Source organism: Mesorhizobium sp. B2-1-3, assembly GCF_006442495.1.
Classification (GTDB): Bacteria; Pseudomonadota; Alphaproteobacteria; order Rhizobiales; family Rhizobiaceae; genus Mesorhizobium.
Genome location: NZ_VFWL01000009.1, coordinates 181,842 through 195,706, shown reverse-complemented (window position 1 = coordinate 195,706; position 13,865 = coordinate 181,842). Strand labels below are relative to the sequence as shown.

Here is a 13,865-nt window from a genome sequence, read left to right as displayed (position 1 = left end):
CACATGGAGGGATTTTTCCTGGCCTGCGAATGGACTGAAGTCGATCTCCTCAGAAGGAATTTGCGATGAAGAAAATCAGGAAGGCCGTGATACCGGTGGCGGGGCTTGGAACGCGGTTCCTGCCGGCGACCAAGTCGATGCCGAAGGAAATGCTTCCCGTCGTCGACCGGCCCGTCGTGCAATACGCCGTCGATGAGGCCTTCGAGGCCGGCATCGAGCACATCGTGTTCGTGACCGGCCGCAACAAGGCGGTTATCGAGGATTATTTCGACCTGCATCCGGAATTGATCGGAACACTGGAGCAGAGCGGCAAGAAGGTGCAATTGCAGTCGCTGGAAAGCCTGCTGCCGGTGGCCGGCGCCACCAGCTTCATCCGCCAGCAATCCCCGCAAGGCCTTGGCCACGCCGTCTGGTGCGCGCGCGAGGTCATCGGCAACGAGCCCTTCGCCCTGCTTTTGCCTGACATGGTCTCGTTCGGCGGCCGCGGCTGCCTGGCCGAGGTCGCCGACCTCTATGCCGAGACCGGCGGCAACGTCATTGCGGTCGAGCGCTGTGACCCGACCGAGACCAACAAATACGGCATTGTCGGCCGCGGCGCCGACATTGGCGGCGGTTTCGAGGTGACGGCGATGGTCGAAAAGCCGGCGCCGGCCAATGCGCCGTCGAACTTCTACATCAACGGCCGCTATATCCTGCAGCCCGAGATCTTCGCCCTGCTCGGCAACCAGCAGCGCGGCGCGGGCAATGAGATCCAGTTGACCGACGCCATGGTCCGCCTGGCGCAGGAGCAGTCCTTCTTTGCCCAGCCTTTCAAGGGCCGCATGTTCGACTGCGGCTCGAAGGAGGGCTTTATCCAGGCCAACATCGCCTTCGCCTTGGCGCGCGACGACATGAAGGGTCCGGTTTTCGAGATGCTCCAGGAGTTCGTCCGGTCGCATGAACGACAGGAAGAAGCCGCATAATGCCCATGTTTCGGGAGCATTGTCGGACGGCTGACGGTGCGATGCGCGGAAGGCCCTGTGGCGTCCGGCATGGAACTTGCGTTGCTTTTTGGCAATGCTCCCGATCTTCGACGTGCCTGGGAGCCAAGGCATGATCCCGGAAAGCGCAAGGCGGTTTTCGGAAAAGATCATGTTCAAACAGTGAGATAGAGCCCATCCCGATGATTGGGATGGACGGGCTCTGGAATTGGACCGAAGATGAACTATGCCAACTTTCCTCTCGACAAGAGGATGCCATTGCCGAATTCGGAAGCAGGAGACGGCGAAGACTTCATCGATGTCGAGCGGCTGCTTGGCATGGCAGCGCGGCAGGCCAAGGTGGTTGTCCTGGGCGCGGTCATTGGTCTTGTCCTGGGCCTGCTCTATCTGCAGACCACGCCGCCCAAATACCAATCGGTCTCGAGCGTGCTGATCGATGAGGGGCTGAACAAGATCGTCGATGACATTTCGGCGGCGTCGACGACCATGCAGACCGATTCGGCCATCCTGAGCCAGATCGAAATCCTGACCTCGACGCGGCTTGCCGCCGTGGTCGTCGACAAGCTGAAGCTGGACCGCAACGACGCGTTCATGAACCCGCCCCAGTCGGCGCTCGCCCAGGGCATCGGCCTGATCCGCGGCCTGATCCAGTATGTTCGCCCCAGTCCTCCCATGCCGGGCGTCGGCGACGTCACCAAGCTCGACCCCGCCACCCGCGATGCGCTGATCGCGACCTCACGTCGCGACTACGCGATCCTCAAATTGCAGAACGAGGTGCAGGCGGAGCGCGTCGGGCGAAGCTATGTCATCGCGCTCGGCTACCAGGCGACGGACCCGGCACTGGCGACCGCGATCACCAAGGCCTATGCCGATGCTTATCTCGCCGACCAGCTCGACGCCTCCTTCGATGCCACCGAGCGCGCAGCGGTCTGGCTGCAGGGCCGGCTGACGGAACTGCGCGAAAGCTCGCAGGCGGCATCGCTCGCGGTCGAGAAATTCAGGGCCGAGCACGGCCTGTCCGCCAACAGCGACGGCCAGCTGATGAGCGCCAAGCAGCTAGCCGACCTCAACGCCCAGCTTATCGTGGCGCAGGCCGATACGGCCCGGGCCAGCGCCCGCTACCAGCAATACAAGTCCATCGTCGAAAGCGGTTCGGAGAACGCCTTCAAGGATGCCGCCATATCGAGCGACCAGCCGAGCAGCTCGGTCATCGCGGCGCTCAAGACGCGCTATCTCGCCGTCGCCAAGCGGCAGCAGGATGTCGAGGCCAATTTTGGGCCGCAGCATCCGCAGGCGGTGGCGCTCGCCAAGGAGAAGGCCGACATATCGGCGCAGATATTCGGCGAGCTGAAGCAGCTGACCGAAAGCTATCGCAATGAATATGAAGTGGCGCTGGCGCGCGAGACCGCGCTCAGGGCCAATGTCGCCGCGGCGCAAGGCAAGAGCGCCATCGACAACCAGTCGCAGGTCAAGCTGCGTGAACTCGACCAGAAGGCGACGGCGCTCTCCACGCTCTACCAGACATTCCTCGGCCGCTACGAGGAAGCCGCCCAGCAGCAATCCTTCCCGGTCGGCAAGATCCGCATCATCTCGGATGCATCGACGCCGCTCAGCGCCTCCAGCCCGCGCACGGTGGTTGTGCTGGCGCTCTCGCTTGTGCTGGGCACGTTGATGGGTGCCGGGCTCGGCGGCCTGAACGAATTCAACGAGCGTTTCTTCAGGACCGGCGAGGATGTCCGCGACCGCGTCGGCCTCAAATTCCTCGGTTATCTGCCTGTCATCGGCGGCAAGACCGCCAGGGAGGAAAAGCCGGCCGACCCGGATCTCAAAACCGCCAAATCGCCGGCCGCCGCCGAAAAGCGCGCGCGCATGCGCGTCAGCGTCGATGCTCCGGCGTCGATGTTCTCCGAGACGCTGCGCAGCGCAAAGATCGCCTTCGACGTCGTCATGGAAGGGCAGGGCAGCCGCGTCATCGGCGTCATCTCGGTCCTTCCCGGCGAAGGCAAGTCGACGGTCGCGGCCAATCTGGCCGGACTGCTCGCCGCCAACGGCGCCAGGACGCTGCTGATCGACGGCGACCTGCGCAATCCGGGCTTGAGCCGCAGCCTCGGCATGGAGGCCGAGCAGGGACTGATGGAAGCGGTGGTGAGCGGCCAGACCTGGCAGTCGGTCGGCAAGATCGACCGGCAGACCAAGCTGGCGATCATTCCGGCCGTGCTGCGCGGCAATTTCTCGCATACCAGCGAGCTTCTCTCCTCGGCCGGCATGCGGCGCTTCATCGACAACGCCAAGGAGACCTTCGAATACATCGTCGTCGATCTGCCGCCGCTGGGGCCGGTGGTCGACGCCAAGGCCTTCGCGCCGCTTGTCGACGGCTTCGTGCTGGTCACCGAATGGGGCCGCACGCCGCGCGCGATGGTGAGATCGATGCTCGAATCCGAACCCTATGTCGCCAACAAGATCGTCGGCGCGGTGCTGAACAAGGTCGATCTCAAGAAGCTCGCCAAATACGGCTCGTTCGGAGCGTCCGAAAAATTCTTCGGCCAGTACTCGAGCTATTATCTCGACAAGACCGAAGTGCGCAGCAAGACAACGGTCTGAGTTCAACCGTGGCGATTTCCGTGCCTGAGTGACGAGGCAGGTCATCGCCTATGTGGCCGCGGCGGGCTACAATGGGAGTCTAAACCCGGGCATCATCCGGCAGGCAATGTCAGCTTACGCGGCCAATAGCGGCTCGCCACCAAAAGACTGAGATGGACGACAACTATTCCGAGGATGCCTGCCAAAGCCTTCAGTGAGCCGTCCGAAAGGCGCGCATGCCGACCGGGTTCGAGGAGCTGCATCAGCTCCAGCACAGTGGCTACGACGACAACTATAGTGACAGTTCCAGCCAAGCGGTTTGGAAAGCCGAGCCCCATTGCCACGCCGAACAGAACGTAGGCGAGGGCGCGTTCGAAATCTGGGTCACCCAGGTGGGGCCGCATCTGGATTGGCGACAGTGTCGCGAAGACAATGACGGCGAGCAAAGCAATGGCGGCAATGCGAGAGATGAGGGTCATTGCCGTTCGTAAAGCGAACAAGCCGGCGAAACAAGTACGGGCATCTTCAAGGGTCGAATTTATAACGAGGTAGCTTCCGTACTGCTTGGCGGATTCAAGCAGCCGCGCCCGATCCAAAGACCCATGCTAGCCCGTGACGCCCGGTTTCTTTGGCTGATTGGCGATGTCTATGAAATGACATCCGGAGCAATATTGTATTGCGCAGAATCGACGCACTTTGAGGTTGGCGACATGGATTGGAAGCAGGTCGGCCCCAGAGCAGATCAGTCTATTTCGCTTGCCAGCGATTTCGACGGCAGGTCGATCGTCCGCTCTGGATGGACGGCGGTGTCGGTCCAAGCCCTGGTCAGTTTGAGTTCTGACCGGGTTTCGCAGACAGCGCGATCGGGTCGGTTTCGATAAGCCGAAGCGACCGCACCATGTTCGCCGTTTGCGTCTTGTACTTGAGAAAATGCGGTGTGGTCAGATGGGCGTCGTACGCCGTCTGATCGGCGTAGCATTCGATCACGCGCACCTTTTCAGGCGCACCTTTTTCCGACACGGCATGAAGGAAAAGCACGCCCGGCTCGATTCGCACGGAGGCCTCGATCTCTTCGGCAATCAGGGCCTTGTAGCTGTCGATCTGGTCAGGATCGATTTCCAGTTCGGCTATCCTGACGATCCGCATCGATTGGTCCCTAACTTTGTACAGGGCCGCGTCTCACTATCCAGGCCTCGGAACCCTGCGGCTGGACGGTGCGCTCCTGCGAGGAAGGCACCGAGGTGCCCGTTGGTCAATCCTCATTGGTCAACAGGATCGCGACTACGCGGCCCTGAGCCGGTAGCGGAACACCGTGTGGTCGAGCAGCAGCCGGATGCGCGGTTCGGCTTCGGTCGCCACCAGCCAGCTTGCCGCGATCATGGTCGCGCCGACCGTTGCCATGGACAACAGATAAGGCAGCCCGGCGCGGACCATCGCGCCGAGCATCGCCGCGCCGATGACGTCGTGGATCAGATAGAGCGGGTAGGTCATCAAGCCGATCCGGCGCCAGCCGCTCCAGCTGAGGTCGAGCCGCAGTGACCACGCCATCAGGGCGATGGCGACCAGGAAGACAAGGATCGGCGGCGCATAGGGCATCGCGGCGCCGACTTTGGCGCTGTGGACATCGACCGAACTGGCGATTTGCAGCACGCCCCCGCCCAGGAACAGCAGGCAGAAGGCCAGGCGCGAGGCCGTCACCGCCTTGAACCGCATCAGCCAGATGAGCACGCCGACGGCGAAAAAAGAGCCATGGTGCACCAGGACGAGCTGCAGCCAGCGTGTCTCGGCGAGGTCGGACCAGCCGAGCGGATAATAGAGGCACCAGAACAGCGTGCTGACGAGGCCGATCACGACTGCCACCGTCTCCATCAGGTGGAAGCGGCCAAGCCGCAACAGGATCCAGACGACAGCGTAGAAGGCGATCTCGATGCCGAGCGTCCAGTAGACGCTGTCCACCCAAGGGCCGTAGGGCGCGAAAAGGCCGGTGCGAACGAGCCTGATCACGGCATCGGTTGGCCAGCTCAGACCGGTGAGCAGCAGCACCGCCGCGGTCACCGGCGCGCAGATCCAGACCGCCGGCGCCAGCCTTTTCACCCTTGCCTCGAAAAACCGCAGCGGCGTCGAATTCTCGGCGCTGAAGGCGATGACGAAACCGCTGATGACGAAGAATATCTGCACGCCGACCCAGCCGGAGCCGACCAAGGCCATTTCGGGATGGGGCGGGATGCCGCCGGTCGCGCGCGCCGAAACCCCGTCAGGGAATGCCCATACCCAGAAGCCATAGTGATAGAACATCACCATGACGGCGGCCAGGAAACGCAATATGTCGACGCCGCCGAATGTCGCCTTGTGCTGAGCCATGCCGTGCCTTTGGAATGGCCCCCCAAGCCAAACCCTAGAGTCTGTTGTTGCATTGCACAACAAAAGATTGGCCAGATGTGACAGTTGGCGCCGACCGCTCAACAAACGGAAGGATCGGCTCTGCTGCGCCCGATCATCTAGCTAGACCCCGATGCCGCGCTCCTTCAGCACGGCCGTGATCTCTTCGAGGATGGCCGGGTCGTCGATCGTCGCCGGCATGGTCCAGTCTTCCTTGTCGGCGATCTTCTGCATGGTGCCGCGCAGGATCTTTCCCGACCGCGTCTTCGGCAGCCGCTTGATCGTCACCACCGTCCTGAAGGCGGCGACCGGGCCGATGCGCTCGCGCACCAGCCCCACCACTTCGCTCTCGATGAGGCCGATCTCGCGCGAGACACCAGCGTTGAGCACGACGAAGCCGAGCGGAACCTGGCCTTTCATCGAATCGGCGATGCCGACGACGGCGCATTCCGCGACATCGGGATGCGTTGCCAGCACCTCTTCCATGGCGCCGGTCGACAGCCGGTGGCCGGCGACATTGATGATGTCGTCGGTGCGGGCCATCACGTAGAGGTAGCCGTCATCGTCGATCATGCCGGCATCGGCGGTCTTGTAGAAGCCGGGGAACTCGTCGAGATAGGCTTGGCGGAAACGGGCGTCGGCGTTCCACAGCGTCGGCAGGCAGCCCGCCGGCAGCGGCAGCTTGACCACGACATTGCCGAGCGTGCCGCGCGGCACCTCGTGGCCGGCATCGTCGAGCACGCGGATGTCGTAGCCGGGCATCGGCACGCCGGGTGAGCCGTATTTTACCGGCAGCAGGCCAAGGCCTGCGGGGTTGATGGTCATTGGCGAGCCGGTCTCGGTCTGCCACCAATGGTCGATGACCGGCACGTTCAGTTTCTGCTCCGCCCATTTGATGGTTTCGGGATCGGCGCGCTCGCCGGCGAGGAACAGCGTTCGGAATTTCGACAGGTCGTATCTGGCGACGAATTCGCCCCTGGGATCCTGCCCCTTGATGGCGCGGAACGCCGTCGGCGCGGTGAACAGGGCGACCACGCCATGCTGCGCGATCACCCGCCAGTAGGTGCCGGCATCGGGCGTGCCGACCGGCTTGCCTTCGAACAGGATACTGGTGCAGCCATGCAGCAGCGGCCCGTAGACGATGTAGGAATGGCCGACCACCCAGCCGACGTCGGACGCCGCCCAGAACACTTCGCCGGGCTTGACGCCGAACTCGTTTTCCATCGTCCATTCGAGCGCCACCATGTGGCCGCCATTGTCGCGAACGATGCCCTTGGGCTGGCCGGTCGTGCCTGACGTATAGATGATGTAGAGCGGGTCGGTGGCAAGCACCGGAACGCAGTCGACATTGGCGCCGGCCGCCCGCTCGCGCGCGACCGAGTCCGCATAGTCGATGTCGTAATTGTCCCTGAGCTCGCAGCGCAATTGGTCGCGCTGCAGGATCAGGCAGGCGTCCGGCTTGTGGCGTGATATTTCGATCGCCTTGTCGAGCAGCGGCTTGTAGGCGACGACGCGGCCGGGCTCCAGGCCGCAGGAGGCCGAAATGATCACCTTCGGCCTGGCGTCGTCGATGCGGGTGGCGAGCTCATGCGAGGCAAAACCGCCGAAGACGACCGAATGCACGGCGCCGACGCGGGCGCAGGCAAGCATGGCGATGGCCGCTTCCGCCACCATCGGCATGTAGATGATGACGCGATCACCCTTGCCGACGCCGCGGTTCTTCAGCACCGAGGTCAGCGCCACCACTTCGCGTTTGAGCTCGGCATAGGTGAATGTCTTCACGGTGCCGGTGATGGCGCTGTCATGGATCAGCGCGATCTGGTCGGCACGCCCGCCGGCGACATGCCGGTCGAGGGCATTGTAGCAGGTGTTGCAGGTGGCGCCGGTAAACCAGCGGCCATAAACGCCGGCTTCCGCATCGAACACCTTGTCGTAAGGCGTGTACCAATCGATGGCGTTCGCCGCATCCGCCCAGAACTTTTCCGGGTCGCGTTTCCAGCCGTCATAGACCTCGTGATAGCGTGAAGCCATCCGTTTCCTCCCCAGGAAGATTTGCCGTCTTGGCAATAGCCTATGCTGTTTTTTCCGGCGATGTCTTCCCTCAATTCGTCTGATCCGGTCCGGTCCTGGTCGCAAAGGTGCGACATCGTGGCCCTCCGGGAAGAAAAGCAACGGTCCGGCCCGGGCGTTCCCATGTGGCCGTGTGCACCGGCGCGTCGGCCGGTGGTCTCGTCGTCGGGCATGGTCACCGCGATCGAGCAGCCGTCTTCCGGGTCAGTCGATCCTTTTTGTGCTCACCATCACCGGCCGGATCGGCGGCGCCGGCGGCAGCAGGTCGCGAATGTCTGCAAACGGAAACATCGGCTCGAAGCGGAAGGCTTCGGCCTGTGATCCCGGCGCGCCGTTGCACTGGCCGGCGCGAAAAAAATTCTGCGTGCGGGCGATGTCGACGAAGCGCTCCGGATCCTGCGACTGGTGTAGGCGGATCGCCTTGGCCTTGATGTCGGCGTGGGCCGAGACGTCGACATAGTGGGTCGGGGAGAATCCGGTACCGCCCATCGTGTCGGCATGCAGCACCGGCACGGCGAACGAGGCCGCGATGCGCACGGCGTCCGATAGCGCGCGGTGGTCGGCGTGATAGTCGTTGGGCGCATGGGTAATCACCAGATCCGGTCCGCTCTCGCCAATCAGCGTCTTCAGCGCGCCGATCAGCGCGTTATCCGCCACCAGTCCGCCGTCGGGAAAGTCGAGGAAGCGCGGCGCCGCCCCGAGCAGCGCGGCCGCGGCCGTTGCCTCCTCGCGACGGACACGGGCGAGAACCGTGGGATCGCTATTGCCGCCCCTGGCACCATCCGTGGCTATGGCAAAAGTCAGTTCTGCGCCTTGCGCCGCATAGGCCGCCATCGTACCGAACATGAATATCTCGATGTCGTCAGGATGCGCGCCGAGCGCCAGTATTTTCAACGCTTCTCTCCCCGGAAATGGAAAAACGTGACGAACGGAATCCTGCTCGCCCTGATCGCCTATGCAAGCTATTCGGGCAGCGATGCCGTTGTCAAAAGCCTGGGTGGGCAGTTCACGGTGTTCGAGATCGGTTTCTTCTCGATATTGTTTGCCGGCTGCTTTCTCTTCTTCACCCGGCCGGCGGACGAGCGTTGGCGTGATTTCTGGCGCACCAAACGACCCTGGGCGGTGCAGGCGCGCGCCTGGGCCGGCATCGCCTCGGGCGTGCTCAGCGTCTATGCCTTCACCACCATTCCACTGGCCGAAGTCTACGCGCTCGTCTTCCTGGCGCCGCTCTGCGTCACCATCCTCTCCACGGTCGTCCTCAAGGAAAAGGTGGGTCCATGGCGCTGGCTGGCGGTGGTCGCCGGCTTTGCCGGCGTCATGTTGGTGGTGCTACCGGGGTTTCGCGAACTCAATCTTGGACACCTCGCCGCCTTTGGCGTGGCCTTTCTGGCAGCCGCCAGCGTCATCCTGATGCGCTCGCTGGCAAAGCAGGAAAAGCGCACGACCATGCTCGGCGTGCTGATCGGCTACGGCCTGTTGTTCAACGGCATCGGCATCGCCGCTACCTCGTTCACGCTTCCCGACGCAAGGCAGCTTGCATGGCTGATAATGGCCGGCGCCTTCACCGCATGCGGACAATTGCTGCAGCTGCTGGCCGTCAAATACGCGCCCGCCAACCGGATCGCGCCGACGCATTACTCGCAGATGGTCTGGGCGGTCATCCTCGGTGCGCTGTTCTTCCGGGAATATCCTGACTGGTTGTCGCTGGTCGGCCTCGCGGTCGTCGGCGGGTCCGGCCTGCTCACCATGGTGCGCGAGGAAGTACGGTTGGGCACGGTGCGCTGGAACCCGTTTTCGCGCACCCGGCTTTGATCTGGATGCGGTTGCATGGCGACCACGAGCGCTGATATGCGGGCGCGATGACGACAAAAGCCTTGCCGGAGCTTCCGGTATCCGCCGTGCTACCGGCGCTGGGCCATGCGCTCGGCTCCGGCAACGGCGCCGTGCTTGTGGCGCCGCCCGGCGCCGGCAAGACGACGCTGGTGCCGCTGGCGCTGCTCGATGCGCCATGGCTGGGCACGGGCAAGATCGTGCTGCTGGAGCCGCGCCGGCTCGCCGCCCGCGCCGCCGCCCGCCGCATGGCCGAATTGCTTGATGAGGAGCCCGGCGCCACCGTCGGCTATGCCATGCGCATGGAGAACCGCACTTCGGCCCGGACAAAAATACTGGTCGTCACCGAAGGTGTGCTGGCGCGGATGATCCTTGACGATCCCGAACTGCCCGGAATCTCGGCCGTGATCTTCGACGAATTCCACGAGCGCTCGCTCGACGGCGATTTCGGCCTCGCTTTGGCGCTCGACGTGCAAGGCGCGCTGCGGCCGGACCTGCGCGTCTTGGTGATGTCGGCGACGCTGGACGGCGCCCGAGTCGCGAAGCTGTTGTCCGGCGCGCCGGTGATCCAAAGCGAGGGCCGCGCCTTTCCCGTCGACATCCGCTACGATGAACGGCCGCCCGGCACTGCAATCGAAGATGCCATGGCGAAGGCGATCCGCGACGCTCTTGCCGACGAAAGCGGCAGCGTGCTTGCCTTCCTGCCCGGCCAGCGCGAGATCGAGCGCACCGCCGAGCGGCTTGCCGGCAGGGTCGGCGCCGACACCGATATCGTGCCGCTCTACGGCATGCTCGACGGCAAGGCGCAGGACGCGGCGATCAGGCCGGCGCCGGCGGGCCGCCGCAAGGTGGTGCTGGCTACGTCGATCGCCGAGACCTCCATCACCATCGACGGCGTGCGGGTCGTCATCGATTCCGGCCTGTCGCGGCTGCCGCGCTACGAGCCGGCCAGCGGCCTGACGCGGCTGGAGACGGTGCGCGCCAGCAAGGCCTCCGCCGACCAGCGCGCCGGCCGTGCCGGACGCACGCAGGCCGGCGTCGCCATCCGACTGTGGCGCGCCGAACAGACGGCGTCGCTTCCAGCCTTCACCCCGCCGGAAATCCTCGAGGCCGACCTTTCCGGCCTGCTGCTCGACTGCGCCGCCTTCGGCGTCGCCGATCCGACGAGCTTGGCCTTCCTCGATCCGCCGCCGGCCCCGGCGCTCACCGAGGCAAGGGCGCTGCTGCGCGCGCTCGACGCCGTCCACGAGGCGGGGCGGCTGACGGAAGCGGGCGCCGCGATGCGCAAGCTCGCTCTGCCGGTGCGGCTGGCGCATATGGTCGCCGAGGCGGCCCGCGGCGGCCATGCCGGCGAGGCGGCCATGCTCGCGGTGCTGCTGACCGAGCGCGGGTTGGGCGGTGACGGCGCCGATCTCGAACGCCGGCTGATGCGCTTTCGCCAGGAAAGATCGCCGCGCGCCACCGCCGCGCGGCAACTCGCCGAACGCCTGGCGAGGCAGGCCTCTTCACCCTCCCCCTTATGGGGGTCCGAAGGACGGGCGAGACCCGTGGCTCGCCCCGGAACGTCGATCCGCGAAGCGGAGCGGGGCGGGGGGCTTTGGCGCCGCACCCCCACCCCGGCGCTACGCGCCGACCCTCCCCACAAGGGGGAGGGTGGCAGCGCTGGTCCTCTCCTCATCCATGCCTGGCCGGACCGGGTCGCCAAGGCGCGCGGCGAGCGCGGGCGTTTCGTGCTGGCCAACGGCTCCGGTGCCATGCTCGATGCTGCCGATCCGCTTGCCGGCGAGGCGTTTCTGGTTGTCGCCGATCTGCAGGGCAAGGCGCAGAATGCGCGCATCACGGCGGCGGCGGCGATCAGCGAGGACGATATTCGTTCAGCACTGGCGGACAGGATCGAAACCCGCAGGCAAACGAGCTTCGATCGCGAGCGCCGCGCCGTGCGCGTGCGCGAAACCGTACGCCTCGGCGCTATCACGCTGGCCGAGCGCATGCTGCCTCCGCCAACCGGCAATGAGGCCGACCGCGCCATGCTTGACGCCTTGCGCGAACATGGACTTTCGCTGCTGAGCTGGAGCAAGGAGGCCGAGACGCTGCGCCAGCGCCTGTCCTGGCTGCATCGCGGCCTTGGGGCGCCGTGGCCCGATATGTCCGACACGGCACTTATCGATCGCCTCGACGACTGGCTGCTGCCGTTCCTGTCGGGTGCCGCATCCTTCTCGGCCATCGATCCGGGTGTCGTCCCGGCCGGGCTGACGGCGCTTGTGCCGCACGATTTGCAGCGCCGGATCGACGCGCTTGCGCCGACCCATTTCGACGTGCCGTCCGGCAGTCGCGTGCCGATCCGCTATGACGGCGAATGGCCCGTTTTGGCGGTTCGTGTCCAGGAACTGTTCGGCCTCGACCGGCACCCTGCAATCGCAGGCGGCACCGTGCCGCTGACGCTCGAACTGCTGTCGCCCGCGCACCGGCCGATCCAGACGACGCGCGACCTGCCCGGTTTCTGGCGCGGCTCCTGGGCCGATGTGCGCGCCGACATGCGCGGTCGCTATCCCAAGCACGTGTGGCCGGAAAATCCGCTGCTCGCCGCCGCCACCAGCCGCGCCAAGCCGCGCGGGACGTAGTTGCTTGGCGATTGGCGCAAACGCCATCGCTTCGTCATCCACCTAGCGCTCGCCGCTTCGCGGCTGTATTTCATGGCCATGATCAATGTATTGCGTTCTCCCGACTTCCAGCAGAGCCAGCGACTGCGCCTCAACACGCTGATCCGGCTGCGCTGGCTTGCCATTGTCGGCCAGAGCGTGACGGTGCTTTTCGTCGCCTACGGCCTGAAATTCCCACTGCCGGTCAGCCTGTGCTTTGCCCTGATCGCCTGTTCGGCCTGGATGAACCTGCTCCTTGCCTTTCGGTTCCCGGCCGCGCACCGGCTCACGCCGTTCGCGGCCTTCGGCATCCTGATCTTTGATAGCCTCCAGCTTGCCGGCCTGCTCTACATGACCGGCGGCCTTACCAATCCGTTCTCGCTGCTGATGACGGTGCCCGTGGTCATTTCGGCGACGTCGCTGCCCTTGCGCCTGACCGCGGTGCTTGGGGGGCTGGTGATGACGGCGGCGACCTTGCTGGTCTTCTTCCACTTGCCATTGCCCTGGCATGAAGGCGCGCCGCTGGCGATGCCCTTCATCTATGTTGCCGGCATGTGGATGGCGGTGCTGTCTTCGATCGCCTTCACCGCCATTTACGCCTTCCGCGTGGCCGCGGAAGCCCGCCTGCTGGCCAATGCGCTCGCCGCCACCGAACTGGTGCTCCAGCGCGAGCAGCATCTGTCGGCGCTCGACGGGTTGGCCGCCGCCGCCGCGCATGAGCTCGGCACGCCGCTCGCCACCATCACGCTGGTCGCCAAGGAGATGGAAAAGGCGCTCGGCAAGGACGCGAAATACGGGGAGGATGTGACGCTGCTGCGCTCCCAGAGCGAGCGGTGCCGCGAGATCCTCAAGCGCCTGACCAGCCTGTCGTCCGAGGGAGAGGCGCATTTGTCCCGCCTGCCTTTGACCTCGCTGGTCGAGGAGGTCACCGCGCCGCACCGCGACTTCGGCATCTCGATCAAGCTCAGGCCCGGCGAGCGCAGCGGCCCCGAGCCGGTCGGGCGCCGCAATCCCGGCGTCATCTACGGCCTTGGCAATTTGGTGGAGAACGCCGTCGATTTCGCCCGCGAGAGCGTCACCGTGCGCTGGAGCTGGGACGAGGCCACCGTCACCTTCTCGATCATCGATGACGGTCCCGGCTTTCCGCCCGAGATCATCGACCGCATCGGCGAGCCCTATATGTCGACACGCCAGGGCACGGAGGCCGGCGGCGGGCTGGGGCTGGGCCTTTTCATCGCCAAGACATTGCTCGAGCGATCGGGCGCCACGCTCGACTTTCGCAATTCGAGCGGACTGGGCGAGGGCGCCATGGTACGGATTTCATGGCCCAGAAATGTTTTCCTGAACCCGGAATCGGCGCCCGCGACGATGTTTGACACCGCGTAAA

Annotated in this window: 10 protein-coding genes; 5 read left to right on the top strand and 5 right to left on the bottom strand. The window is 64.8% G+C overall.

Going from position 1 to position 13,865, the window contains the following annotated elements; all coding sequences use genetic code 11:
- The first annotated feature begins 65 nt into the window (after nucleotides 1-65).
- The gene (locus tag FJ973_RS17125) at nucleotides 66-962 is read left to right on the top strand and encodes a UTP--glucose-1-phosphate uridylyltransferase (RefSeq protein ID WP_140556864.1); all 897 of its coding nucleotides are present in this window, start codon (nucleotides 66-68) and stop codon (nucleotides 960-962) included.
- A gap of 237 nt (nucleotides 963-1,199) precedes the next feature.
- Nucleotides 1,200-3,581 carry a polysaccharide biosynthesis tyrosine autokinase gene (locus FJ973_RS17120; protein WP_140497157.1) on the top strand — a complete coding sequence of 794 codons (2,382 nt, stop codon included), beginning with the start codon at nucleotides 1,200-1,202 and terminating at the stop codon, nucleotides 3,579-3,581.
- 92 nt (nucleotides 3,582-3,673) lie between these two features.
- On the opposite strand, the gene FJ973_RS17115 is transcribed toward FJ973_RS17120, so the two are convergent.
- From FJ973_RS17115 to FJ973_RS17095, 5 genes are all read right to left on the bottom strand, one after another.
- A complete protein-coding gene (locus FJ973_RS17115) occupies nucleotides 3,674-4,039 on the bottom strand; it encodes a hypothetical protein (protein WP_181167622.1) in 366 nt (121 codons plus the stop codon).
- 346 nt (nucleotides 4,040-4,385) lie between these two features.
- Nucleotides 4,386-4,706 carry a putative quinol monooxygenase gene (locus FJ973_RS17110; RefSeq protein ID WP_140556862.1) on the bottom strand — a complete coding sequence of 107 codons (321 nt, stop codon included), beginning with the start codon at nucleotides 4,704-4,706 and terminating at the stop codon, nucleotides 4,386-4,388.
- Nucleotides 4,707-4,841: 135 nt separating this feature from the next.
- The gene (locus FJ973_RS17105) at nucleotides 4,842-5,921 is read right to left on the bottom strand and encodes an acyltransferase (protein ID WP_140556861.1); all 1,080 of its coding nucleotides are present in this window, start codon (nucleotides 5,919-5,921) and stop codon (nucleotides 4,842-4,844) included.
- Between the two features lie 141 nt (nucleotides 5,922-6,062).
- Complete coding sequence (locus FJ973_RS17100) at nucleotides 6,063-7,970, bottom strand: propionyl-CoA synthetase (RefSeq protein ID WP_140556859.1); 1,908 nt, start codon at nucleotides 7,968-7,970, stop codon at nucleotides 6,063-6,065.
- 243 nt (nucleotides 7,971-8,213) lie between these two features.
- Entirely contained in the window at nucleotides 8,214-8,903 is a 690-nt protein-coding gene (locus FJ973_RS17095) for a PIG-L deacetylase family protein (RefSeq protein ID WP_140556857.1), read from the bottom strand.
- A gap of 27 nt (nucleotides 8,904-8,930) precedes the next feature.
- On the opposite strand from FJ973_RS17095, the gene FJ973_RS17090 reads away from it, so the two are divergent.
- The 3 genes from FJ973_RS17090 (at nucleotide 8,931) to FJ973_RS17080 (ending at nucleotide 13,864) form a co-directional block, all read left to right on the top strand.
- Nucleotides 8,931-9,821, top strand: coding sequence for a DMT family transporter (locus tag FJ973_RS17090; RefSeq protein ID WP_140556855.1), 891 nt, complete (start codon nucleotides 8,931-8,933; stop codon nucleotides 9,819-9,821).
- Between the two features lie 47 nt (nucleotides 9,822-9,868).
- A complete protein-coding gene (gene hrpB / locus FJ973_RS17085; RefSeq protein WP_140556853.1) occupies nucleotides 9,869-12,460 on the top strand; it encodes an ATP-dependent helicase HrpB in 2,592 nt (863 codons plus the stop codon).
- Nucleotides 12,461-12,532: 72 nt separating this feature from the next.
- Entirely contained in the window at nucleotides 12,533-13,864 is a 1,332-nt protein-coding gene (locus FJ973_RS17080; protein ID WP_140513548.1) for an ActS/PrrB/RegB family redox-sensitive histidine kinase, read from the top strand.
- The last annotated feature ends 1 nt before the right edge of the window (nucleotide 13,865 follow it).